The organism is Qipengyuania triglochinis (genome assembly GCF_054655615.1).
Window position 1 is genome coordinate 260,192 of sequence record NZ_BAAHND010000002.1, and the last position, 24,123, is coordinate 284,314.

The 24,123-nt window shown below is 62.9% G+C and carries 27 protein-coding genes; 9 read left to right on the forward strand and 18 right to left on the reverse strand.

The window, feature by feature from the left end; all coding sequences use genetic code 11:
* Positions 1-5: 5 nt before the first annotated feature.
* A complete protein-coding gene (gene ppk2 / locus ACYQ0G_RS07450) occupies positions 6-794 on the forward strand; it encodes a polyphosphate kinase 2 (RefSeq protein WP_460101272.1) in 789 nt (262 codons plus the stop codon).
* Here the strand turns inward: ppk2 and ACYQ0G_RS07455 are convergent.
* From ACYQ0G_RS07455 to ACYQ0G_RS07475, 5 genes are all read right to left on the reverse strand, one after another.
* A complete protein-coding gene (locus ACYQ0G_RS07455) occupies positions 791-2,029 on the reverse strand; it encodes an acetyl-CoA C-acetyltransferase (RefSeq protein ID WP_460101274.1) in 1,239 nt (412 codons plus the stop codon). The genes ppk2 and ACYQ0G_RS07455 overlap by 4 nt on opposite strands.
* Before the next feature lie 159 nt (positions 2,030-2,188).
* Complete coding sequence (locus ACYQ0G_RS07460) at positions 2,189-3,430, reverse strand: CoA transferase (RefSeq protein ID WP_460101276.1); 1,242 nt, start codon at positions 3,428-3,430, stop codon at positions 2,189-2,191.
* Between the two features lie 5 nt (positions 3,431-3,435).
* Positions 3,436-4,620 carry an acyl-CoA dehydrogenase family protein gene (locus ACYQ0G_RS07465; RefSeq protein WP_460101278.1) on the reverse strand — a complete coding sequence of 395 codons (1,185 nt, stop codon included), beginning with the start codon at positions 4,618-4,620 and terminating at the stop codon, positions 3,436-3,438.
* Complete coding sequence (locus ACYQ0G_RS07470; protein ID WP_460101280.1) at positions 4,617-4,823, reverse strand: hypothetical protein; 207 nt, start codon at positions 4,821-4,823, stop codon at positions 4,617-4,619. Before ACYQ0G_RS07470 ends, ACYQ0G_RS07465 begins: the two co-directional genes overlap by 4 nt.
* 96 nt (positions 4,824-4,919) lie before the next feature.
* Positions 4,920-5,219: a hypothetical protein gene (locus tag ACYQ0G_RS07475; protein WP_460101282.1), complete on the reverse strand. Its 300-nt coding sequence runs from the start codon at positions 5,217-5,219 to the stop codon at positions 4,920-4,922.
* Positions 5,220-5,335: 116 nt separating this feature from the next.
* On the opposite strand from ACYQ0G_RS07475, the gene recQ reads away from it, so the two are divergent.
* The 7 genes from recQ to asd all read left to right on the forward strand — a co-directional run bounded on the left by recQ (position 5,336) and on the right by asd (position 10,578).
* Positions 5,336-7,126: a DNA helicase RecQ gene (recQ, locus tag ACYQ0G_RS07480; RefSeq protein ID WP_460101284.1), complete on the forward strand. Its 1,791-nt coding sequence runs from the start codon at positions 5,336-5,338 to the stop codon at positions 7,124-7,126.
* Positions 7,127-7,209: 83 nt separating this feature from the next.
* Entirely contained in the window at positions 7,210-7,935 is a 726-nt protein-coding gene (locus tag ACYQ0G_RS07485) for a CPBP family glutamic-type intramembrane protease (protein ID WP_460101286.1), read from the forward strand.
* 74 nt (positions 7,936-8,009) lie between these two features.
* Positions 8,010-8,921 carry an SPFH domain-containing protein gene (locus tag ACYQ0G_RS07490; RefSeq protein WP_460101288.1) on the forward strand — a complete coding sequence of 304 codons (912 nt, stop codon included), beginning with the start codon at positions 8,010-8,012 and terminating at the stop codon, positions 8,919-8,921.
* A 19-nt stretch (positions 8,922-8,940) separates the two neighbouring features.
* Positions 8,941-9,150 carry a type II toxin-antitoxin system antitoxin gene (locus ACYQ0G_RS07495; RefSeq protein WP_460101290.1) on the forward strand — a complete coding sequence of 70 codons (210 nt, stop codon included), beginning with the start codon at positions 8,941-8,943 and terminating at the stop codon, positions 9,148-9,150.
* Complete coding sequence (locus ACYQ0G_RS07500; protein WP_460101291.1) at positions 9,137-9,385, forward strand: hypothetical protein; 249 nt, start codon at positions 9,137-9,139, stop codon at positions 9,383-9,385. The genes ACYQ0G_RS07495 and ACYQ0G_RS07500 overlap by 14 nt, the downstream gene beginning before the upstream one ends.
* A 56-nt stretch (positions 9,386-9,441) precedes the next feature.
* On the forward strand, positions 9,442-9,705 hold the full coding sequence (locus ACYQ0G_RS07505; RefSeq protein WP_460101293.1) for a DksA/TraR family C4-type zinc finger protein: 264 nt from the start codon (positions 9,442-9,444) through the stop codon (positions 9,703-9,705).
* Between the two features lie 27 nt (positions 9,706-9,732).
* Entirely contained in the window at positions 9,733-10,578 is an 846-nt protein-coding gene (gene asd, locus ACYQ0G_RS07510; RefSeq protein WP_460101295.1) for an archaetidylserine decarboxylase, read from the forward strand.
* On the opposite strand, the gene ribA is transcribed toward asd, so the two are convergent.
* The 7 genes from ribA to pabB all read right to left on the reverse strand — a co-directional run bounded on the left by ribA (position 10,570) and on the right by pabB (position 16,608).
* Positions 10,570-11,592, reverse strand: coding sequence for a GTP cyclohydrolase II (gene ribA, locus ACYQ0G_RS07515; RefSeq protein ID WP_460101296.1), 1,023 nt, complete (start codon positions 11,590-11,592; stop codon positions 10,570-10,572). The genes asd and ribA overlap by 9 nt on opposite strands.
* A 35-nt stretch (positions 11,593-11,627) precedes the next feature.
* Positions 11,628-12,419 (reverse strand): exodeoxyribonuclease III, encoded by a 792-nt coding sequence (gene xth, locus ACYQ0G_RS07520; RefSeq protein ID WP_460101298.1) that lies wholly within the window; start codon positions 12,417-12,419, stop codon positions 11,628-11,630.
* Positions 12,420-12,682: 263 nt separating this feature from the next.
* Complete coding sequence (locus tag ACYQ0G_RS07525; protein WP_460101300.1) at positions 12,683-13,345, reverse strand: LolA family protein; 663 nt, start codon at positions 13,343-13,345, stop codon at positions 12,683-12,685.
* A gap of 88 nt (positions 13,346-13,433) precedes the next feature.
* Positions 13,434-13,601, reverse strand: a complete 168-nt coding sequence (gene rpmG, locus ACYQ0G_RS07530) for a 50S ribosomal protein L33 (protein ID WP_006832561.1) — start codon at positions 13,599-13,601, stop codon at positions 13,434-13,436.
* A gap of 145 nt (positions 13,602-13,746) precedes the next feature.
* Positions 13,747-14,151, reverse strand: coding sequence for an alternative ribosome rescue aminoacyl-tRNA hydrolase ArfB (arfB, locus tag ACYQ0G_RS07535; RefSeq protein ID WP_460101302.1), 405 nt, complete (start codon positions 14,149-14,151; stop codon positions 13,747-13,749).
* Positions 14,144-14,800: an RluA family pseudouridine synthase gene (locus tag ACYQ0G_RS07540; protein WP_460101304.1), complete on the reverse strand. Its 657-nt coding sequence runs from the start codon at positions 14,798-14,800 to the stop codon at positions 14,144-14,146. Before ACYQ0G_RS07540 ends, arfB begins: the two co-directional genes overlap by 8 nt.
* Positions 14,797-16,608: an aminodeoxychorismate synthase component I gene (pabB, locus tag ACYQ0G_RS07545; protein WP_460101306.1), complete on the reverse strand. Its 1,812-nt coding sequence runs from the start codon at positions 16,606-16,608 to the stop codon at positions 14,797-14,799. Before pabB ends, ACYQ0G_RS07540 begins: the two co-directional genes overlap by 4 nt.
* Positions 16,609-16,717: 109 nt before the next feature.
* Here pabB and ACYQ0G_RS07550 point away from each other — a divergent pair, with 109 nt between their 5' ends.
* A complete protein-coding gene (locus tag ACYQ0G_RS07550) occupies positions 16,718-18,244 on the forward strand; it encodes a helicase HerA-like domain-containing protein (RefSeq protein WP_460101308.1) in 1,527 nt (508 codons plus the stop codon).
* Here ACYQ0G_RS07550 and ACYQ0G_RS07555 read toward each other — a convergent pair.
* The 6 genes from ACYQ0G_RS07555 to ACYQ0G_RS07580 form a co-directional block, all read right to left on the reverse strand.
* Positions 18,241-19,698 (reverse strand): sensor histidine kinase, encoded by a 1,458-nt coding sequence (locus ACYQ0G_RS07555; protein ID WP_460101309.1) that lies wholly within the window; start codon positions 19,696-19,698, stop codon positions 18,241-18,243. The two genes, ACYQ0G_RS07550 and ACYQ0G_RS07555, sit on opposite strands and share 4 nt — an antisense overlap.
* Positions 19,695-20,441, reverse strand: coding sequence for a response regulator (locus ACYQ0G_RS07560; RefSeq protein WP_460101311.1), 747 nt, complete (start codon positions 20,439-20,441; stop codon positions 19,695-19,697). Before ACYQ0G_RS07560 ends, ACYQ0G_RS07555 begins: the two co-directional genes overlap by 4 nt.
* Before the next feature lie 36 nt (positions 20,442-20,477).
* On the reverse strand, positions 20,478-21,134 hold the full coding sequence (locus ACYQ0G_RS07565) for a hypothetical protein (protein WP_460101312.1): 657 nt from the start codon (positions 21,132-21,134) through the stop codon (positions 20,478-20,480).
* Between the two features lie 179 nt (positions 21,135-21,313).
* Entirely contained in the window at positions 21,314-21,712 is a 399-nt protein-coding gene (locus ACYQ0G_RS07570) for a cupin (protein WP_460101314.1), read from the reverse strand.
* Positions 21,713-21,728: 16 nt separating this feature from the next.
* On the reverse strand, positions 21,729-22,124 hold the full coding sequence (locus ACYQ0G_RS07575; protein WP_460101316.1) for a VOC family protein: 396 nt from the start codon (positions 22,122-22,124) through the stop codon (positions 21,729-21,731).
* A gap of 60 nt (positions 22,125-22,184) precedes the next feature.
* Positions 22,185-23,990: an aminopeptidase P family protein gene (locus ACYQ0G_RS07580; RefSeq protein WP_460101318.1), complete on the reverse strand. Its 1,806-nt coding sequence runs from the start codon at positions 23,988-23,990 to the stop codon at positions 22,185-22,187.
* Positions 23,991-24,123 lie beyond the last annotated feature (133 nt).

Below are 24,123 nucleotides of genomic sequence, written 5' to 3' on the forward strand. Positions count from 1 at the left end.
TTCAAATGGGGAGATCGAGAGCGATGAAACGCAAGGAATATGAAGCCGCGATGGAGCCCATGCGCGAGGAACTGGCGGCGATGGCCCGGTGGTCGCGAGTGACGGGCCAACGGATCGTGGTGCTGTTCGAGGGGCGCGACACGGCAGGCAAAGGCGGCGCAATCCGGGCGATCTCGGAAAAGCTGAACCCCCGACAATGCCACGTCGTCGCGCTGGGCAAGCCGAGCGAGGACGAACAGGGCCAGTGGTATTTCCAGCGCTATGTCCGCCACCTGCCGACGACGGGCGAGATCGTACTGTTCGACCGGAGCTGGTACAATCGCGCCGGCGTGGAGAAGGTGATGGGCTTCGCTGATCCCGATCAGGTCGAGCACTTTCTGGATCAGGTGCCGACCTTCGAGAAGATGCTGGTCGACGATGGCATTCTCCTGTTCAAATACTGGCTGGGGGCCGATCAGGCCCCGCAGGAGGAACGGCTGCGCGAACGGCTGGAAGACCCTCTCAAGCGCTGGAAGCTGTCCCCCATCGATCTTGCCGCGCGTGACAAATATGACGAATACACCAGGGCGCGCGAAGAGATGCTCGCGCGGACGCATAGCGATTGGGCACCGTGGACGCTGGTCGACTTCAACGACCAGAAGCTCGGGCGGCTGACGCTGGTGCGCGATCTTCTCGACCGCCTGCCCGACACCAAGTGCGAGCCTGACGCGATCGACTTTCCCGAGCTGGGCCGCGAACCGCTGGAAGAAACCTACGGCGCCCTCCAGCCGATTACGACCTTTCCGGAAGACTAGGCCGCGCGTTCGAACACGGCGGCCATGCCCTGCCCGCCGCCGATGCACATGGTTTCGAGGCCATAGCGCACTTCGCGTCGCTGCATTTCATGCGCCATGTCGGCAAGAATACGGATGCCGGTGGCGCCGATGGGGTGGCCCAGCGATATGCCCGAACCGTTGACGTTCACGATGTCGCGGCGGCTGTCATCCTCGGCAAAGCCCCAGCCCTTCATCACGGCGAGCGCCTGCGGGGCGAAGGCTTCGTTGAGTTCGATGAGGCCGATATCGTCCCAGCCGAGGCCATTGCGGGCGAACAGCCGTTCCACCGCGGGGACCGGGCCGATGCCCATGCGTGAAGGGTCGCAGCCCGCCGCACTCCAGCTGTGGAACCACAGGATCGGTTCGAGGCCCAGTTCCTCAACCTTGTCTTCTGCCACCACGAGGCAGGCGGCGGCGGCATCGTTCTGCTGGCTGGCATTGCCAGCGGTCACGATCGCGTCCGGATCGCGCTTGCCGTCGATCGGGCGCAGCTTGCCGAGCACTTCCCTGCTCGCATCCTCGCGGAAGCCTTCGTCCTTGGCGAAGACCACGGGATCGCCGCGCCGCTGCGGGATTTCGACCGGCACCAGCTGATCGTCGAACTTGCCTTCGTCCCAAGCCTTGGCCGCATTCCGGTGGCTGCGAACTGCAAACTCGTCGGATGCTTCGCGGCTGATCGAATAATCCTTCGCAAGATTTTCCGCCGTCTCGATCATGCCTGTAATAACGCCGAACCGTTCCACCGGCTGGCTCATCAACCGGCCACGCGTGAGGCGGTCCCACAGCACCATATCGCCCAGCCGCGCTCCGTGGCGAGCCTTGGTGGTGTAATGTTCGACATTGGACATGCTTTCGACCCCGCCCGCCAGGACGCAATCGGCCATGCCGGTCTGGACCATCATCGCCGCGGTCGCGACAGCCTGCAGGCCCGATCCGCAACGACGATCCAGCTGGAAGCCCGGCACTTCGATGGGATAGCCCGCGGCAAGCCAGCTCCAGCGGCCGATGGCCGGGGCCTCGCCGCTGCCATAGCCCTGGCTGAACACCACATCGTCCACCCGCAGCGGATCGACGCCCGATCGTTCGACCAGCGCCTTGATGATGATCGCGCCCAGTTCACCCGCCTCGATCGGCGCGAGGCTGCCGAGAAACTTGCCCACGGGCGTGCGCAGCGGCTTGCAAATGGCGACTCGGCGAAGGCTGTTCTCGTTCATCAATCGTGGCCTGTTCTTGAATGAAGTTGACACAGTTGACAGTGTCCTGGGGTTAAACTCGTCTGGGCCGAAAACCGGCCGAATGCGTGGGTGTCAGGAAGGATTGCGGCGGAGATCATCCCACCGTCATCGCACAGGGCGGTGGCTGTAGGACAGCCCTTATCCGCCATTTGCCATACCGCCGTCCGACAGCCGGGCGACATCGCGGTCCACCAGATCGCCGATCGCGCCCGATGACAGGCCGAGCCGGTCTGCCAGCACTTCCTCGGTATGCTGGCCGAGGAAGGGCGCGGGCGCCGGCTCGCCGGCATCGCGCCCCGGTATGTTGGCGAAGCTGCGCGTGGCGGGATATTCGAAACCGCTGGGGTTGCCCGTGCTGGCGCTGAACAGCGGATTGTCACCCACCAGCGCGGGATCCTGCGCCGCTTCGTGCATGGTGCGATAGCGTTCGAAGGTGCATCCTTCGGCGGCCATGGCGGCGGAAATTGCCGCCCAGTCCATTGCTTCGGCGCGGGCCTGGAAGAGATCGAACAGGGCGTGGCGATGTTCGAAACGGGGCCGGTCGCCATCGGCGAAGCGAACGCCGCATTTCTGTTCGAGCGCGGCGATTTCCTTGTCGAGGTCGAAAGCTTTGACGAGGCCCGCCCACTGCTTGGCAGTGAGCGCGGCGACCATGAAACGCGTCCCATCCCGGCTGCGGAAATCGCGCCCAAACGCGCCCCAGATCGCATTGCCCAACCGTTCCCGGTCCGCGCCGCGATAGAGCATTTCGGCCATCGCTCCGCTATTGGCGACGGTGCCGATCGCCACATCGCCCAGCGGCACGCGCAATTGGCTGCCCTCGCCCGTCTTGTCGCGATGGCGGATGGCGGAGACCAGCGCGAAGGCGCAATAGGCGCCGGTGATGAAGTCCCATGCCGGCAGCACCTGGTTGACCGGCGGGGCATTGTCTTGATCCCAGTCTTCCGGCCCGCACATCAGCGGATAACCGCTGGCGGCATTGACGGTGAAATCCATCGCCTGGCGCCCGTCATGCCAGCCCATGATGCGCACGCTCACAAGGTCGGGGCATGTCGCCGCCACGGCATCATGCGACAGGAAACTCTTTTCGGGCAGATTGGTAATGAGATTGCCGGTTCTGGCCGACAGCTCCACCAGCAATTCGCGCCCTTCGCCGCTGCGCAGATCCAGCGCGACGGACTTCTTGGCGCGGTTCAGATTTTCCCAGCTCAGGCTGCGGCCTTCATCGGTGAGCATGTAGCGATCGTAATCGAGCCCGCCCGCCTTGTGATCCACGCGGATGACCTCCGCCCCCATCTGCGCGCAATAAAGGCCCGCAGTGGGGGAGGCGACGAAGCTGGAAGCTTCGATGATGCTCAGGTCATCGAGAAGCTGGTACACCGCGGCTACACGCCTGCGGCATATTCACGCAGCATGCGCTTGGCGATCTGCAGCTGGAGGATCTGCGTGGTGCCTTCGTAAATGCGGTAGATACGCGCATCGCGGAAGAAGCGTTCGGCATCATATTCGGCCAGATAGCCTGCGCCGCCATAGATCTGCACCACACGGTCGACCACGCGGCCGCACATTTCGGATGCGAAGACCTTGAAAGCGGCGGCGTGCTTCACCGTATCTTCGCCCCGGTCAACGCGTGCGGTCACATCGGCCATCATGGCTTCGGCGGCGTAAATCTCGGTCCAGCTTTCGGCCAGCATCTGCTGGATCAGCTGGAAGTTGGAAATCGGTTCGCCGAAAGCCTGGCGTTCGGTCGCATATTTGGTCGCACTGTCGAGCGCACGGCGCGCATAGCCCGCGCTGGCCGCGCCGACCGAGATGCGGCCGTTATCCAGGCTCATCATGGCGAAGCGGAAACCCTGACCCGGCTCGCCGCCCAGCAGCGCATCACCCGGGACATGCACATCGTCGAGCATGACATCGGCGATGTGGCTGCCGGCCTGGCCCATCTTCTTGTCCGGACTGCCTACCGAGACGCCGGGCGTATCCATCGGGACGATGAAAGCGCTGACATGCGCATTCTTGGGCATCGCATCCTTTTCGGTGCGCGCCATGATCAGCGCGACATCGGCATGCGGGGCATTGGTGATGTAGCGTTTGGTGCCGTTGAGGATCCAGCCGTTTCCATCGGGATTGGGCTTCGCCATGGTCTGCATGGCCGCGCTGTCGCTGCCGCTGCCCGGTTCGGTCAGGCCGAAGCAGGCAATCGCGCCTTCGGCGATCTTCGGCCACCATTCGGCCTTCTGCGCGTCGGTCCCGCCGTTCTTGATCGCGGAATTGAACATGCCGACATTGATCGAGAAGATCGACCGGAAGGCCGGCGCGGCATATGCCATGGTCTGCACGACCTTGGCATATTGCGTGATATTGAGGCCCGCGCCGCCGAAATCTTCGGGCACGGTCAGGCCGAACAGACCCATTTCCTTCATTTCGGAGAGGATGTCTTCGGGCACCTTGTCGTGCTCGATCATGTCCTTTTCGGCCGGGATCAGGCGTTCGCGCACATAACGTTCGAGCTGTTCGTGGAATTGCTCGAAAGTATCCTGATCCATTCCGGGGTTGGGGCCGGCACTCATTCGCTCTCTCCGTCGGTCGTGGGGCTGTTTTCTTGTGTTCCTTCCGCAGGCATCCGCTGTTCGTCGAGCATGGAAGCGGCGTCTTCGAGCGCCTGTGCTTCCTCCTGCGTGACAGGGCCGGGATCGGCCCCCTCGGGAGAGGAATTGCACGCCGCGAGGGCGGTCAGGCCAAACAGGGCAAGCGGGGCTGCGAGTCGGTTCATGAGGGGGATGCTACCTTCCCGCCGCGCCATCGCCAAAGCCGTTACGGCAAGGCGCGGGCAGGCCGCGGCAGCCCGCCCGCGCCATATGCAGACGTCTTACTGGGTCTGGTCTTCGCCCATGGCATCCATGGCCGCTTCGGCAGTGGCAGCAGCATTATCGCCAGCGGTTTCGACCGAGGCCGCTTCGGCTTCGGTAACGGTGCCGGGGGTGTCGTTTTCATTCGCGGTGACGCTGGCAGCAGGATCGGCAACCGGCTCTTCGACGACCGGGGCCATCGCTTCGTCAGCCGATACTTCGACCGTTTCCGCTTCGGCTTCGGTTGAGGCGTTGTCGTTGCTGCCGCAGGCGGCGAGCGCGAGGCTGGTGGCGAGGACGGCAGTGATACGGAACTTCATGGTATTCTCCTTCGATTTGGGTTGCCGGGCTGAGTAATCGTTCCACCGGGCTTACGCCAAGGGGAAAATGCGCTGCGGACGGTTGCGCTGGCGGCGCGGGGCGGCAACAGGGGCGCATGGTCGCCCTGCAAACCACCACCATGCCGCAAGCGCGCGAGGCCTTGCGGGCCACCTTCGGCTTCGACGATTTTCGCGGGCGGCAGGCAGAGGTGGTGGAGCGGACGCTGGCGGGGCTGTCCAGCCTGGCGGTGATGCCTACCGGCGCGGGCAAATCGCTGACCTACCAGCTGCCCGCCGTGATGCTGGAGGGCACCTGCGTAGTCATCAGCCCGCTGATCGCCCTCATGCACGACCAGCTGCGCAGCGCGCGCGCCAATGGCATCCGCGCCGCCACGCTAACCAGCGCCGATGCCGACTGGCGCGAGACGCAGAACGCCTTTCGCGCTGGCGAGCTGGACCTGCTCTATGTCGCGCCCGAACGCGCCAGCCAGCCAGCTTTCCGCGATTTTCTCTCCAGTACCAAGCTGGCGCTGTTCGCAGTGGACGAGGCGCATTGCGTATCCGAATGGGGGCACGATTTCCGCCCGGATTACCGGATGCTGCGCCCGCTGATGGATGCCTTCCCGGCGGTCCCCCGCCTCGCGCTGACGGCGACGGCGGACCGCCAGACCCGCGCCGACGTGATGGCGCAGCTCGGCATTCCGGAGGACGGACTGGTCCTTGCCGGGTTCGACCGCCCCAATATCCGCTACGCCATCCGCCACCGGGACAATCCGGTGCGCCAGATCGCCGCGCTGATGGCCGATCGCCCCGGACCGGGGATCGTCTACGCCCAGACCCGCCGCAAGGTAGAGGATCTGGCCCAGAAGCTCGCCGAGACGACAGGGCGGGCAGTCCGCCCCTATCACGCCGGTCTCGATCCGGAGACCCGGGCGGGAAACCAGGCCGCCTTCGTCGCGAGCGAGGATATGGTGATCGTGGCCACGGTCGCCTTCGGCATGGGGATCGACAAGCCGGACGTGCGCTTCGTCGCTCATGTCGGCGTGCCCAAATCGATCGAGGCCTATTATCAGGAAACCGGCCGCGCCGGGCGTGACGGCGATCCGGCAGCGGCAACCATGTTCTGGGGCGCAGGCGATTTCGCCACGGCACGGATGCGGCTTGCAGAGGTGGACGAAGACCGCCGCAATGCCGAACGCGCGCGGCTGGATGCGCTGGCGGGTCTGGTGGAAACGCCGCATTGCCGCCGCGCCGTTCTGCTCCGCCACTTCGGGGAGAGCCCGTCCGAAACCTGCGGCAATTGCGATAATTGCCTCGATGCGCCCGACGTCACCGATGCCACCGAACTTGCTCGCAAGCTGCTGTCCGCAGTCTATCGCACCGGTCAGAGCTTCGGCATGGGCCATCTGCAGAAAGTGCTTACCGGCACCGAAGACGATCGCGTGCGCCAGCGCGGGCATGACCGGCTGAGCGTGTTCGGCATCGTCGAGGGCGAGGAGGCCCGTCTGCTACAACCGCTGGGCCGCGCGCTGCAGGCCCGCGGCGATCTTGTGCCGACCGATCATGGCGGGTTGGCGCTGGGCGGAAGTGCGCGCGAAATCCTGAAAGGCGAACGCGAGGTCGCTATCGTGGTGCCGCCCAAGCGCGGCAGGCGTGCGCGGGGCGGCAGCAATGCCGAGGCCAACCCGGTTGGGAATCCCCTGTTCGATGCCCTGCGCGAATTACGCCGCGAACTGGCGAGCGAGGCGCAGGTCCCGCCCTATGTGATCTTTCACGATTCCACCTTGCGCGAAATGGCCGCAGCACGGCCAGCTACATTGGCGCAGCTGGGACGTATTAGCGGGGTCGGCGCAAAGAAGCTGGAAGCTTACGGCGAACGGTTTGTCGAAGAAATAGGTCGCCACTGAAACTACTGTTTACAGGTAAAGACGAATAGGCCACGCTTTCACAACGCGCCGGCAATCTTTTTTCTTTATCTGGAGAGTGTTGAATGCCCCCTCGCCGCTTGAAGTTGCAGGGCCTTTTCATTCTCATTCTACTCGCACTTATCTCAGCAGCCTCGCTGCTTCTGATGCCGCTTGAAGCCGTGTTGCCTGCGGGCGTGGATCTACCCCGCGCTGTTTTCATCATTCAGCCGACCGTCCTGCTACTGCTTTCAGCCGTGGTTGGCTGGTGGGCTGCCCCCAAGGTCGATCTGAAGGCACCGATCCTGTCCGGTCTAGTCCGGCAAAGGCCGTGGAAAGCATCTCTGCGCTGCGCCATCCTGCCTTCCGTGGTCGTCGGAATAGCGGGCGCGCTGGTGCTGGGAGCCTATGGCGCGGCCACGGCCAGTTTTTTCGAGGATGCGGAGGTGGCGCTGGAGCCGCCGCTGGTGACCCGCATCCTTTATGGCGGGATCGGGGAAGAGATCATGCTGCGCTGGGGCCTGATGTCCCTGCTCGCGCTCATGGCGTCGAAACTGCCCATCACCCGTGAGGCAGCCTTGTGGAGCGCGAATATACTGGCCGCCGTGCTCTTCGGTCTGGGCCATCTTCCCATGCTTTATGCGATCGTCGCCGCACCGCCCGCCTGGATCGTTGCGACTGTCATTGCGGGTAACGCTGTGCTGGGTGTGGCCTTCGGCTGGCTCTACATGCGCCGGGGTCTGGAAGCGGCAATGCTCGGCCATATTCTGGCGCATCTGTTTGCTGCGGCCGGAGCGCTTGCCTTCGCCTGATTCCGATTCCGCTTGACCGGAAGCGCCCACGATATAATTATGATATCATAATTATATCGGAGGAGTGATCGGCAATGTCTGTGGAACTGACCGGAATGAATACCAGCCGCGAAAACGCGGCGACCAGCTACAATGGCTATATCGTGCTCGGGGTACTCGTGGTGGTGATCGCGGCGCTCGCCTTCATCCTTCCCGGCATGGCTCCGGGTGATGGGGCGGCCAAGGCTGCCAAACTCGGCTTCATCGGCATGCTGGTGGTCTCGCTGACAGTGGTCCTCATCCTTGCGGCGGGCTTCTTCATGATTCAGCCCAATCAGGCAGCCGTCATCACCCTGTTCGGCGCCTATCGCGGCAGCGAGCGGACCGAGGGCCTGCGCTGGGTATGGCCGTGGATGGGCAAGACCAAGATTTCCGCCCGCGCCCACAACATCCATTCCGAACGCGTGAAGATCAACGACCTGCGCGGCAATCCGATCGAAATCGCCTGCAACGTGGTGTGGCGCGTGCGCGATACCGCACAGGCCAGCTTCGACGTCGACGATTACAAGGAGTTCGTGAACATCCAGATCGAGGCCGGCCTGCGCACGGTGGGTTCGCGCCATCCCTATGACGATTTCGAAAGCGAGGAAGTGACGCTGCGCGGCAGTGCCGATGTCGTCAATCGCGAGCTGCTGGAAGAGCTGAACGACCGGCTGAAGGTAGCCGGGGTGGTCGTCGACGAGGCCGGCCTGACCCACCTTGCCTACGCTAGTGAAATCGCCAGCGCGATGCTGAAGCGCCAGCAGGCTGACGCCATCATCGCCGCGCGCGCCAAGATCGTGCTGGGCGCGGTGGGCATGGTCGAAGATGCGCTGACCAAACTAAGCCAGGATGGCATTGTCGAGATGGACGACGAACGCCGCGCCAATATGGTTTCCAACCTGATGGTCGTGCTGTGCGGCGAGAAGGAAGCGCACCCCATCGTAAACGCGGGATCGCTCTACTGAGCATCCGTTTGTAAGTCCTATGCCTCAGAAAAAAGCCTTCGCCCTGCGTCTCGACCCGGCAGTCCATGCTGCGGTCGAGCGTTTGGCGGCCGACGAATTGCGCAGCGCCAATGCGCAAATCGAGATGCTGTTGCGCGAGGCTTTGAAGCATCGGGGCATCGAGGCAAAACAGAGCGCGGCCCCAAGGCGCGGTCGCCCGCCGAAGGAGGAAAGTGATGGCCAGCAATGACGGCGCTTGGTTCCGGCAGAAGACATTCGGCTATGGCGCTGGCTGGCCGATCGCCTGGCAGGGCTGGGCCGTGCTTGGCATCCATATCGTCATCGCCATGATTGCCGGGTTGATGTGGGAAACGCAGGACGAGGTTTATCGCATCGCGGCGGCGATCCTGTTCTTTTCGGCGACGTTGGCGCTGATCCTGGTCAGCCGGGCGAAGACCCGCGGCGGCTGGCGCTGGCGGCCCTGATTACGCTTCAGGAACGCCGGTGCCCCTCCTTTCGTTGATAGGGAAAGGAGTTTCACATGGCAGGCGGATGGGCGCGCGATGGCGCCGTACAAGATCAGATAGACGATACGGTAAGCGATGCGATCAGCGCCGCGCGCGCGCGCATGCCGCGGGGCGAAAGCGCTGAATATTGCGACGAGTGCGGAGAACCCATTCCGGAGAAACGGCGTGCCGCGCTGCCGGGTGTGCGCACCTGTGTCGCATGCCAGTCCGGTCGCGATGCTTCTGTGCGCCAATCGGGCATCAACCGCCGTGGGAGTAAGGACAGCCAGTTGCGCTGAGGCGCAGCCCGGTTCAAGGCCAGCGGCATGACCTCTCCCTTTATTTGGCTGCAGCACGCTCTCCCCCATCATCTCGTCTCGCGCGGTGCGGGCAAGATCGCTTCCAGCAGAACGCCGTGGCTCAAGAATTTGCTGATCCGCCGCTTCATCGATGCCTATGACGTCGACATGAGTGAAGCGGCGCGGACTATCGACGAGTTTGCCAGCTTCAACGACTTCTTCACACGCGAGCTGAAACCCGGCGCCCGTCCGTTGGGCGATGCCTCCACGCAGATCCTCAGCCCGGCCGATGGTGCGGTGAGCCAGATCGGCCGGATCGAGCAAGGGCGTATTTTCCAAGCCAAGGGGCGTCACTTTACTGCGGCGCAACTGCTTGGCGGGGACGAAAAGACGGCGCACCAGTTCGACGGCGGCAGCTTCGCCACGATTTATCTGTCTCCGCGCGACTACCACCGCGTGCACATGCCCGCCGCTGGGACGCTGAAAAGCGCCACCTATGTTCCGGGCGAGCTCTTCTCGGTCAATCAGGTGACGGCGAAAAATGTCGACGGGCTTTTTGCCCGTAACGAGCGCCTGGCCTGCCTGTTCGATGGACCTGACGGCACATTTGCCAGCGTGATGGTGGGCGCGATGATCGTGGCGGGGATCGAAACGGTCTGGTCGGGTCTGGTCGAAACGCACAATCCGGAGTTGGTGCGCGAGGACTTTGCCAGCGGCGAACACCGCTTCTCCGCCGGTGACGAAATGGGCCGCTTCATTCTTGGCTCTACAGTCGTACTGCTCTTCGAACCGGGTAAAGTGGAGTGGAGCGCAGGCCTGAAAGCTGGCGATACCGTCCGCATGGGTCAGCCGATCGGCCGCCGTCTAGGGTAACAGATGCCCTGCCCGGTCGCGCTTGGTGGCCAGATAACGGTGGTTGTGCGGATTGTCGGGCAGCGAATGCGGCACGCGTTCGGTCACATCGACATCTTGCGCCGATAGCGCTTCGACTTTGGCCGGATTGTTGGTCATCAGCCGGATCGACTTCACCCCCAGTAGCTGGAGCATGCGCGCGGCAGTCGGAAAATCGCGCGCTTCATCAGGCAGGCCCAACCGCGTATTGGCATCGACCGTGTCGAACCCCTGATCCTGCAGCCGATAGGCGCGCAGCTTGTTGACCAGTCCGATCCCGCGTCCTTCCTGCCGCATATAAAGCAGCACGCCCCAGCCGCCGCGTTCGGCCTCCTGCGCCATGGCATGGAGCGCGGCGTCTAGCTGCGGGCCGCAATCGCATTTGAGACTGCCGAGAATGTCGCCGGTCAGGCATTCCGAATGCAGGCGCACCAGCGGAGGGGTATCCGCAGTCTCCTTGCCGATAACCAGTGCGACATGTTCGCGCGTGTCATCGGGGCTGCGGAAGGCGACGATATGTGTCTTCTCATACGCTTCTACCGGCAGCCGCGCGCGTGATGCGATCGCGAGGCGGGCAGGGTCGGTGAAAGCATTGAGATCGCTGGCCTGCAATGCCGTGGCTTCGCTTGCACCTTTCGGATCGACCAGAAAGGCGGGGAGGATGCCCGCGATCCGCGCCAGTTCCAGCGCCGCGCGCGCCTGCTCTTCCCATTCCAGCGGCAGCGCCTTGAACGGCCCCTTCAGCGGGTTTTTAAGGTCCAGCGCCGGATCCGCAACCGCGAGCGCTGCGGACAGATCGAACACCTCAGCCCCGCGCATCAGCACCGGCGTGCGGGGGACCGCTGCCTCGCGCTGGTTGGCAAGCTTGAGCGTGGCGGCCCGTGTGGCCGAGAGCAGCATGGCCTCGCTCGACACATCGGAAAAAGCCGTCTCCACCGGTTGCAGCAACGGTGCACCCTCGATCGCGAGCGGCCAGCCGTGGCGCAGAGCATCCACCGCCAGCGCCGCACGCCGCGAAGGCGATGGCCCGATCAGAGGCTGAACTCCGTGACCAGCGGCACATGGTCGGACGGCTTTTCCCAGTCGCGCGCATATTCGTGGATCGAATGGCCTGTCGCCTGCTTGGCGAGTTCGGGGCTGGCCCACATGTGATCGAGCCGGCGGCCGCGATCGTTTGTCTTCCAGTCTTTCGAACGATAGCTCCACCAGCTGTAATAGCGTTCCGGTGCCTTAATATGCTCGCGACCGATATCGGACCAGCCATGCGCATCCATGAAGCGCTGGAGGCTTTCGACCTCGATCGGCGTATGGCTGACGACCTTGAGCAGCTGCTTGTGATTCCACACATCGCTTTCCAGCGGGGCAATATTGAAATCGCCCACGATCAGCGTCGGCCGGTCGATGGCATCGGCCCAGCGGGTCATGCGTTCGAGAAAATCGAGCTTCTGGCCGAACTTCACGTTCACTTCGCGATCCGGCTCGTCCCCGCCCGCAGGCACATAGACGTTCTCGATCACCATGCCGTCATGGTCGGGCAATTCGACGCCGACATGACGTGCCTCGCCATTATCCTGCCAATCGTGGCGGGAGAATTCGCGGATGGGCACGCGGCTGACGGTGGCCACGCCGTGATAGCCTTTCTGGCCATGGACGGCGATATGTTCGTAACCCAGCTCCTTGAATGCCTCATAGGGGAACTGGTGTTCCTGGCATTTGATCTCTTGCAGGCAGAGAACGTCGGGCGCTGTTTCCTTCAGGAAACGCTCCACGATGGGCATGCGAAGGCGGACGGAATTGATGTTCCAGGTAGCTACAGAAACCATGGCGCGGGAGATAGGGTACCATCAGGCAATGGTCTACCCGCACCGGGCAACAAAAAACCCTCGAGCCGGGGGCATTGGCTCGAGGGTTCCTTGTGAGCGTTCGTCACGCTTTGACGAAGCGGTTAAATGAGCGGGGCAATCAACAGGGGGGAAATTGCCGCCCGCCGCTTCGATAAACCATATTTAGGCCGTTCGGGATTGCTACTCAATGAACGCGATTTGTCGGAGAGTCGCAAAAGACCAACGGTTTGGCCTTCATCCGTTCACCCCGGGCGACGAGATGAGCGGCGCGGATCCTTGAAGGTGAACGCGCTGTCGGCGACCGACACGCCATAGCGGTTATTGCTTAGCCGAACGGTGGTACGGTGGTTCTGCGAATCGAGCGCGACCCAATGGGTCAGGCGCAGACCGCCGGGGGCCGACGCATCGCGCGCGAAGATCAGCGTGATGACACCGAATTCGGGGCGCTTTGAATCGCGCACTTCGATGCTGACGACATCGTTGTGACTGGTCGGAACCAGCTTGCCGTATTTTTTCACATCGCGGCTGGGATCGAGCAGCGCGCCGAGCGGCGAATTGTTGATCGGCCAGCGCTGGACCTGATTCACCTCGTAATCGATCATGTACATCGATTTGCCGTTCGAGACGACGAGGAGCGGCACGCCCTTTTCATACTCGAAGCGGATTTTGCCGGGGCGCTTCAGCGTCATCACGCCCGAAACGGCCTGGCCGTTGCGGTCGGTCTGGACGAAGTTGGCCTTCATGGTGGAAATGCCACGCAATGCCGCGACCGCCTGGTCGAGATCGCCGGCGGCCGCTTCGACCGGAGTCGGGGCGGCATAGAAGGACGCGGGGACGCCGACGGCCATCGCCAGAGCGAGGGCCGATGCGACGGGGCGATTCTTGAAGATAGACAAGGTGTTCATGCTCCTGAGATAGGGTCGGAGCATTGAACTGACAGTGAACTGAAGGCGTTCCCGCCGTTCAGCTTCCGGAGCACACGCCCCGCCAAGATTACTTGATCTTGGCTTCCTTGAATTCGACGTGCTTGCGGGCAACCGGATCGTACTTCTTGAAGACGAACTTTTCGGTGTGGTTGCGCGGGTTCTTCTTCGTCACGTAATAGAAGCCCGTATCGGCGGTCGAGACGAGCTTGATCTTGACTGTTGCGGGCTTCGCCATGGCGTGTTCCTAAAGATCTTTCTGAGGGGCCGACCCGACGAGCGGGACAAGCCGAAAAAATAAGGGCGGCGCGAGCAGCACCGCCGTTCCGGCGCGCCCTTTGTGTGATTCACGGGAAAAAGTCAAGCGCCAGGACGGCTATTGCCTACCAATCCACCTTGCCCCGGTTGGCCTTTACCGCCCCGCGCTCCTTCTTGGCCTTAAGCCGCTTTACCTTGCCCACGCGGTTGACCCGGCTTTTCTTGCGCCTTTTCGGCGGCGTCAGCGCTTCGCCGAGCATCGCGACCAGCCGTTCACGGGCTGCCTCGCGATTCTGCTCCTGCGTGCGGTATTCATTCGCGGTGAGCACGATCTCGCCCGCCTTGGTGAACTTGCTGCCGGCGATTTCCTTCAGCCTTTCGAAGGCTTCCGGCGGCATTCCGAGCTGAAACACATCGACCCGCAACTGAACCGAGGTGGCAACCTTATTGACGTTCTGACCGCCCGGACCGGAAGAGGCGATGAACTTCTCCTCCGCTATTTCCAAGGCGCGGTCGGCAATCCTACCCATCCGCGAATCCGAGAGCCGCGAAATCGCGCGGCAGCGGCGCGATCGCTTCTATCGGCGGCTTGCCATCGCGCGGGACCGTCAGGCCAGCAGCATGCAGCATCGTTCGCGGGGCACCCTTACCGCTGCCATACACCGGATCTCCCAGCAGAGGCAGGCCGAGGCCGGCTTCGCAATGAATGCGAATCTGGTGCGTCCGGCCGGTTTCGGGCCGAAATTCGAGCAATGCCTTGCCATCATGTTCCATCAGCGTGCGCCAATGCGTGATCGATGGCTTGCCCTTTTTCGCGGCGATCATGCGCCAGCCTTTTCCGGCACTGCTGATCTTGGACAGCGACAGTTCGATCGTGCCTTCCGCTTCCGAAGGCACACCCGCCACGATGCCGAGGTATCTCTTGGTCACCAGCCGGTCTTCGAATGCCTTGGCGAATCGCTTGAGCGACTTGGGATTGCGCGCGAGCAGCAGGCATCCGCTGGTATCGGTATCGAGCCGATGAACGGGTGCCGGAGCGCGCTGGAAGCCGAGCTTCAACTGCTCGAAATGATCTTCCAGGCACGGCCCGCCGCGCTTGGGGCGATCGACCGGGAGGCCCGCAGGCTTGTCGATGACAAGCGCTTCACCATCTTCGAAGATAATCGGAATGGGGGTCATGCAATTTTCAATTCGGCGCGGACCAATTGGCGCAGCGCGTTGCCGAGGAAGAAACCGTCCTCGAGATCGGCGATAGTGAGTTCGGCTTCGCGCGCCTTGCCCTGATCGAGCAGCGACTGGCGAAAAACGCCGGGAAGCAGGCCGAGGCGCGCTGGCGGAGTCAGCAGGACACCCTCCCGGCCAACGAAGATATTGGTTACGCAACCTTCGGTAAGCAACCCGTCCTCCCGCATAAACAAGGCTTCGCCTGCCCCGTTCTGCCGGGCGACTGCCTGCCCTTCTTCATAGAACCCGCGGTCGGTGGTCTTGTAACGCAGGCGCCAGTCCTCCGGATCGACCGGCAGGGGCAGCACGATGCACGGCACCGGCTCAACCCATCGCTCGGGCATGTCCTGCACCTCCAGCGCAATCGCGCCGCTGCGCGAGGACAGGAGGCGGATCCGGCTCGGCTTGTCGAGAACGAAGCAGGATGCATGCAATTGGTTGCGCGCCAGGTGCCGATCGAAACAAAAACCCAGGTCCGCCGCAGCGTCCTTCATTCGCTCCAGATGCTTTTCCAGCATTGCGATGCCTTGTTCGGGCGTGAATCGCATGGTTTCGATAAGGTCGAACTGCGCCGCCCGATGGTCGGGCGAAGAAGTGCTGGCAAATGCTCCCTTGAGCAGCGCTTCGCGCCACTCGGCGCGCATTTCGCCATCGGCGACGATAGCACCGCCGACACCCAGCACGGCCTTGCCCCGGCCGTTCTCGACCTCGGTCAGCCTAAGCGTGCGAATCGCGACATTGAAGGCAGCATCGCCATGGGGCCCAATCCGCCCGATGGCCCCGCAATAAGGGCCTCGGGCTGCCGGCTCCAGCTCGTCGATCAATTCCATTGCCCGGATCTTGGGAGCACCAGTGATCGAGCCACAGGGAAAGAGGGCGCGCACCAGATCGATGGCGCCCATGTCGGGGCGCAGTTCGGCACGCACCACGCTGACCATCTGGTGGACGGTGGGATAGCTCTCCACCGCAAAGGGTGCGTCTACACGCACGGTCCCCGCCTGTGCGACGCGGGAGAGATCATTCCGCATGAGATCGACGATCATGAGGTTTTCGGCGCGATCCTTCTCCGAGGCCGCCAGTTCTTCCGCGAGCGCGCGATCCTGATCCGGATTACCCGCACGCGGCCGAGTGCCCTTCATCGGCTTGGCTTTCGCTTCATTGCCTTTCAGCGACACGAAAAGTTCGGGCGAGAGGCTTAGCAGCCAGTGCGAACCATCGAAGATGACCCCGCCGTACCCCGCCTGTGCAGCCGGTCTCAATGCCGCATAGAGCCCGAGCGGATCGCCGGTGAAGTTGCCTGCCAGCGGGAAGGTGAGATTGGCCTGATAGATATCGCCGTTACGGATCGCATCCTGAAGATCCTCGAACGCCGCCGCATATCCGCCAAGGGAAAGCTGGGGCTCGAGCGGACCGACGTGGCCCGGTCCCTGCGCATGATCGGCAAGCCACTGCGGCATATCCGAAGCGGCGATGCGTTCAGGGGCATCGAACAGGCCAAGCCAGACGAGCGGCCCTGAGCCACCGGACTTTGCGGCCGCAAGATGTGCCAGCCGCGGCTCCAGGGCAAGACCCGCCTCATAGGCGATATAACCGGCAAGCTCTCCGCCATTGGCCCGGGCCGTCTCTGCTTCGGCAAGGACGCGCTCGACCTCTTCCGGCCGCCTCGCGACGAAGACATTCTGCGGATTTTCATAGAGTAGCGCATCGGCCGCGCCGCTTTCACGCGCATCGTCCAGCAATACGAAGGGATGTCGGCCCGCCATTCTGCAGACAGCCTTTACAGCCCTTGTCGTGCAAGTCGAGCGATTGCTTGACCTTGCGGCTGTCGCTGAGCCACATCCTCGGCGACAAGAGACAAAGGCATCACAGCGTATGGGCAGTATTTTCCTCGGACTGGGGGCGAATGGCGAACAGCAATATCTCCAGCTTGAACAGGCCAATCGCCACGGGCTGATCGCGGGTGCGACGGGCACCGGTAAGACGGTGACGTTGCAGGGCCTTGCGGAAAGCTTCTCCGCCCGAGGCGTGCCGGTCTTCGTGGCCGATGTGAAAGGCGATCTGGCGGGCGTTGCCATGGCCGGGTCACCGCAGTTCAAACACGCAGAGAAGCTTGAGGGGCGGGCCCGTGAGCTCGGCATGGAAGACTATGCCTATGCCGACAATGCCGCGGTTTTCTGGGATCTTTACGGCGAGAAGGGGTTCCCTATCCGGACGACCGTCTCGGAAATGGGTCCGCTGCTTCTGGCCAGATTGCTGGATCTGAACGAAACGCAGGAAGGCGTGCTGAACATCGTCTTCCGATATGCCGACGAAGCGAACCTGTTGCTGCTGGATCTGGGCGATCTGCAGGCCATGCTTGCTTTTGCTTATGAGAATGCCAGGGATCTGTCGGGCAAATACGGCAATGTGTCCAAGGCCAGCGTGGGTGCGATCCAGCGCCAGCTGCTGAGTTTCGAGGCGCAAGGTGCCGACAAGTTCTTCGGAGAGCCCGCTCTTGAGATAATGGATTTCATCCGGTTGGATGAAAATGGCCGGGGCATGATCAACGTGCTCGCCGCCGATCGCCTGATGCGCAGCCCCAAGCTTTATGCGACCTTTCTGTTGTGGCTCCTGGCCGAGCTGTTCGAGACATTGCCCGAGGTGGGCGATCCGGAAAAGCCGCGGCTGGTGTTCTTCTTCGATGAAGCGCATCTGCTCTTCGACGATGCGCCGGAAGCGCTGGAAGACAAGGTCGAACAGGTCGTGCGCCTGATCCGCTCGAAAGGCGTAGGCGTCTATTTCGTAACGCAGAACCCGATCGACATTCCCGAAAAGATTGCCGGGCAACTGGGCAACCGCGTCCAGCATGCGCTGCGCGCCTTTACCCCACGGGACCAGCGCGCGATCCGGGCGGCAGCGGAAACCTTCCGCATCAACCCCGATCTCGACGTGGAGCAGGCGATCACCGAACTGAAGGTCGGCGAGGCGCTCGTCTCCACGCTGGACAGCGAGGGTGCCCCGACTGTGGTGCAACGCACGCTCATCAAACCGCCGCATTCGCGCCTCGGTCCGGTGACCGACAAAGAGCGCGCAATTGTCAATTCGGTGAGCGACCTGGCCGGGAAATATGACGAGGCCGTCAATCGTGAAAGTGCGGAAGAAGTGCTCGCTGCCAAGGCCGCCGATGCCGAAGCGACAGCGCAGGAGGTCGCCGCCAAGGGCCGCGAGGAAGTCGAGAAGCGCGAACGCAAATCGCCCTCCATCTGGGGGAAGGCCGGCAAGGCCGCAGCGACCGCGGCAGCGGGCTCGCTATCGTCCATCGCGGTGGCGGCAGTGCTGGGCAAGAAATCCAGGGCCGATCCGCTGCGTACAGGCGCGACCGCCTTCGTGCGCAACATCATCGGCGGGTTGATGCGCTAGAGAGGCAACCGCAGTTCCGCGCGAAGACCGCCTTCGGCGCGATTGGAGAGAACCAGTTTTCCATCATGCTGTTCGGCAATGGCGCGGGCGATCGTGAGGCCCAATCCGGCGCCACCAGTGGTGCGGTTACGGCTGGCTTCCCCGCGCGTGAAAGGCTCCATCATCTCGGCGATACGATCATCGGGAATGCCGGGCCCGGTGTCTTCGACGCTGATGATCGCGTTGCCGTCTCGCTTGGAAAGAGCGATTTCCGCGGTGCCACCGTACCGAAGTGCATTCGAGACAAGATTGCGCACCGCCCTTTTGGCCCAGGTCAGATGGACAGGGGCCGCGAGGCGGCAGCCTTCGGCAAGAGACACAGGAAGCTCCATGTCTTCGAATTCCTCGACCACCGAAACCAGCAAGGCATAGAGATCGGTGCGCTCCGCTGGCCGTTCGGCGCGGCCCAGCCGGGCGAGCAGCAGGATTTCGTCAAGCGTGCGGGTAATATCCTCGATGCTGTCGACCATGCGGCCACGGGCGGTCTCGTTCTCGACGCTCTCGACTCGCACGCGCAGGGCCGCGAGCGGGGTCTTCAGGTCATGCCCGATCGCCCCTAGCATCACGTCCTTTTCCTCGATCATGGCCCCGATCCGCGCCTCCATCGCATTATGAGCGGAGATCAGCCGGCGAAGGTCCTCGGGCCCTCGTGGGTCCATCGGAGCATTGGTCCCTGGCGCATGCGAAAACTCCTCGGTTCGCCGGGTAAGATCGGCGAGTGGGAGGGTTATGCGGCGCAGAACCAGCCAAAGGACGAGCGACAGTAGCAGAGTAAGCGCAGCGGCCCGTGCGAGCGGGACCAGCGGCCCGAGACTCTCATCCATGGGTCGAATTGGCGCACGCACGATGTCCCAGCCTTCGGCATCACGGATTCCTGCGACCGCAAGTGACTGGGGCAGCTCGCTTTCATCCAGATTCCGCCGTCTTGCAAATCGCTGGAGGAAACGCTGGGCGGCAGGGTCCGAGGCGACCGGGCGAGAGACAAGCCTTATCTCTCTGAAATCGCGGCCATTGTCGCGCAGTGTCTCGGCCAGCCGACCCTCCAGTTCCGGAAGAGGCCGGTCCCCCGGCAGCGACTGGAAAGTGGCGGCGCGCGTGAAATCGGTTCCAGCAAAGCGCCGCCCGCCGCGACGAGGCCATTCGCGACCGCCGGTTCTGCCAGTGTTCGTTCGGGTACCCTCGCCCTTTGGCTCTGCCGGCAAGTGAATCCGCAGCGTTCTGGCGCCGAAATCTGCGTTGCGCAGCTTGGCGGAAGCGACGAGGCGCAGGCCAAGTCGGTTCACCAACGCGGTTTCGGTGCGATCCTTCTCTATCCGGTAGGCGAGAAAACCGTTGATGCCCTGCACGAGGAACAGTGTCAGCGCGACAGCTAGCGTAACCTGGCCGAGCAGACTTTTGGGGAGGAAGCGCTTCATGAAGGCCCGATTGCAACGCGTTCCACGTCCGCACCGAAACGATAGCCCCCGCCACGCACCGTCTGGATGAAGTGAGGGTGGCGATTGTCGGCTTCGATCTTGCGGCGCAGCCGGCTGACTTGGTTGTCGACCGCACGGTCGAACAGATGCGCCTCGCGCCCCTGTACCATATCCAGCAACTGGTCACGGTCCAAAACGCGGCGCGGATGATCACAAAACGCCCGCAGCATGCGGAATTCGGCAGTTGATATGGGCACCAGCGTGCCATCGGGGTCGGTCAGGCGGCGCTTCAGTGGGTCGAGCGTCCAGCCTTCGAAGCGATAGGCGAGATCGTCGCCCGGCGCTTCGGGTGAACGGTCGGCGCGGCGCAGGACAGAACGGATACGGGCGACCAGTTCGCGCGGCTCGAACGGCTTGGCGACATAATCGTCTGCCCCGATCTCGAGGCCGATGATACGATCCATCGCCTCGCCCTTTGCAGTGAGGAGAATGACCGGAAGCTGCCGCGTTTCGACCAGATGGCGGCAGAGCGAAAGTCCATCCTCGCCCGGCATCATGATGTCGAGCAGGACGAGGTCCGGCGTCTGCGTCTGGATGCGGCTGCGCGCCGTCGCCGCGCTGTCAGCTTCCTGCACGGCGAACCCCTGGCCGGTCAGATATTCGGCCAAGGGTTCGCGCAGGGAACTCTCGTCATCGACGAGAAGGAGGGTGATGGGCGCGGTGTCGGTCATAGTGTCGTTCATCCGCGCCTATCGTGAGCCGGGCTTGCCGGGCAAGTCTTACTGCTTCGCCTGACGCTTTGCCTTCCATTCGGCGCGCATGGCCTCGCGGGCAGCCTTGCGTTCGGCTGTGGTCAGAGTTCCGTCCCCATTGGCATCCGCGCGATCGAACCGGGCGATGGCGGCGGCAGTAAACTCGGCACTGCTGATCGCTTTGTCACCGTTGGTATCGGCCATGGCGAGCATTCGCATACCGCCGCGCATGTGATGGCCGCGCTTGCCGCCACGCTTGCCGCGCATTTCATGCGTTGCGTTCATCTCGGCCTGAGATAGACCACCCGATTGATCGGCATCCATCTTGGCGAAACGCTCTGCCATGCGGGCCTGACGCTGTTCCGCACGATCTTGGTTGGCGGCGGTGTGCCGGGCTTTGCGTGCCTGGTGCATCGCGGTGATCTCGTTCTGAGAAAGTTCTCTATCGCCATTCGTATCAGCTTTGGAGAAGCGCTGTTCGGCACGCGCCGCACGGTCTGCAGCATCGAGAACCCCGTCGCCATTGATATCCATACGCTGGAATCGGGCGGTCGCATGCGCCGTGGCTTCAGCACGGGTCACGTCGCGGTCTGGGCTGGCTTTGCTCATCGGGCTCTGCGCCATCACCGCGCTTCCAGCCAGAGCGGCTGCGGTGACGGAAATTGCGAAAACGGACTTTTTCATGATGCTCTCCAAAACTGGGGAGAGCTGCGAGGGCCTGTCGGGGAGGGGAGAAATTTCGAGGTCCCACCGCAGCTCATGCAAACCCTTCTAGGATGCAATTGTCGCAGCATTATCCCGCAAGTCGACCGAATTGTAACGAAATGTCTCAGCGCGGACGCGCCGTTCATGAGCCTGCAAAGCTAACGGGGCCGGTGCTCGGTCCCTTCGCCCGCCGTCACGAAGATCGCAGTTGCGTGGGCCGGGACGTCGGCGATGTGCCATACGCCGGGCGGGTTGATGGCATAGTCGCCCTCCTGCAACCTGATGGTTTCGCGCCGGCCATCGGGAAATTCCTGGTGGAGCACCATTTCCCCATCAGTGCAGATAACCAACTCGTCACCAAGCGGGTGCATCTCCCAGCTCTGCCAGTCTTCTTCAAAACTATGCTGACTGACCAGCCGCCCCTCGCGCCCGTCGGCCGCGTGGCGCGTGCCATAGCCTTCGTACCATTCGATCCCGTCGAAGGGAGGCTGGGGCACGGCCTTCGCGCCAAGCCCCAAGTGAACGAAGCTGTCGGAAAGGCGCCGCGGCCCAGTCACAGGAAACGGCCCCGCATCACCCGACCTTTTCCATCAGGAAAGCGTTCAGCTTGTTGCCATCAGGATCGCGGAAATAGGCGGCATAGAACAGCATTCCGTTTTCGTCTGGTTCGCCGCGCGGGCCCGGCTCGCCCTCATCGCTACCACCATGGGCGAGCGCGATCTCGTGGAGCTTCTGCACCTGCTCACGATCCTTCGCTTCGATTGCGACCATAGTGCCGTTGCCAACCGTTGCCTTCTCGCCATCGAAAGGCTTGGTGGCGGCGATGCCGGCGCCGCCATCCCATTTACCCCAGGCGATGAAGGTTTCGAAATCCATCATCCGGCCCACACCGAGTTCGGCTGCGACGGCATCGTAGAACCTGGCAGCCCGTTCAAGATCGTTGGTACCCACTGTAACGTAACCGATCATGCGTCGTACTCCTCGAAAACGACTCGCGACCGATGGAACATTAAGTGAACAAGGCCACTCCTACAAGGGCACACATTCGCGTTCGAGCCAGGCCAGGTCTTCGCCTTCGAGTTGCGGCGCCAAGATATCCCGCGTTTTTGCGTGATAGCTATTCCACCATTCGATTTCCTGCGGCGTCAGCATGGCCTTATCGACCAGCCGACGGTCGAGCGGCACATGGGTCAGCGTTTCGAAGGTGAGATATTTCCCTTCTGCACCCTCGATTTCCGCATCGACAACAAGGACGAGGTTCTCGATCCGGATTCCGAATTCGCCAGCCTTGTAATAGCCCGGCTCGTTCGAAAGGATCATGCCCTCGCTCAGCGGAGTTTCGGTACCAGGGAAGGCGCCGCCGGGCTTTGAAATACGCTGCGGCCCTTCGTGCACGGCGAGATAGCTGCCCACGCCATGTCCGGTGCCGTGGCCGTAATCGACGCCTGCGGCCCACAGATGCATGCGGGCCAGCACGTCCAGCGCGCCGCCGGTGGTCTGATCGGGGAAGCGCGCACGGTCGAGCTCGATGTGGCCCTTCAGAACGCGCGTGTTGCGATCCACCATTTCGGCGGTCGGTTCGCCCGGTCCGACCCATACGGTCCGCGTGATGTCGGTGGTGCCGTCTGGGTACTGGCCGCCCGAATCGCACAGGTAGATGCTGGAGGGCGGGATATTGATGTTGCTGTCTTCATCCACCTTGTAATGCGGAAGCGCCGCATGGCCGGCCGCAGCGCTGATGGTATCGAAGCTGGTGTCCTTCATATCGGGGCTGAGGCCGCGGAATTCGCGCAGCTTGGCTGCAGCGGTGAGTTCGTCGACCTCGCCGGACGGGGCATTCTCTTCTATCCAGCGGAGGTATTTTACCACGGCGGCGCCATCGCGCGCCTGCGCATCGCGATGACCTTGCTGCTCTGCCGGGTTCTTGATCGCCTTGGGCATAACGGCGGGATCGGCATCGCGCACGACCTTGGCTCCGCCCTGCTCAAGTGCGTGGAAGATACCGGCAACAGCGTGATTAGGATCGACCGCCACGGTCTTGTTGGACAGGCCCGCAAGTGCAGGCTGGAAATCGGCCCGGTCACGCACACGCACGGCATTGCCGAGATGCTGGGTCAGCTCCGGGGTGACTTTCTCGGGCGCGATAAACAGTTCCGCCGTTCCATCGGCGTGCGCTAGTACATAGGACAATGCGACGGGCGTATTATCCACGTCCACACCGCGCATGTTGAGCAACCAGGCCACCGAATCGAGCGCGGCAATCACGGTCGCATCGTACCCCTCGCTCTTCAGCCAGTCGGCCACTTCGGCGCGCTTATCGGCGCTGGACCGGCCGGCGAACTTGTCGTCATGCGGAACGGCAGCTTCCAGTGAAGGCTGAGGACGATCGGCCCACACGGCATCGATCGGATTTCTATCGACCGGGACCAGCTCGATTCCCTTCTTCGAGAAAAGCTTTTCGGCCTGTTCTGCCCAGTCCACACCGTGCAGCCACGCATCGTAGCCGATCTTCGCACCCTCGGGCGCATTGGCGGCGATCCACTTGGCGGGCGAGGTCGCAGGTACGTCTTCGTAATCGTAGAGCTTGCCATCGACCTGTTCGCGCACCTGCACGGTGTAGCGTCCGTCGGTGAACATGGCGGCCTTTTCACGCAGGACCGCCGCGCTACCGGCGCTGCCGCCGAAGCCGGTCAGCCAGTTAAGGCGCTGGGCATAGGAGCCGACATATTCGCTCATATGTTCGTCGGAGATCGGAATGACAAAGCCATCGAGGCCGCGCTTGTCGAGTTCGGTGCGCAGCGCGTCGAGACGGGCTTCATGGGTTTGCATCAGCATGGGCGGTAATCCTTTCATCGAGCTGCGTTGTCGCGGAGCGAAGCAGCGCTTGCGGCCAACCGTGGCCGCGCATAATCACATCCCCTCAATAGGCGATCAGGGCCGGTCTTTCCAGCTTTGTGCCGTGTAAGGA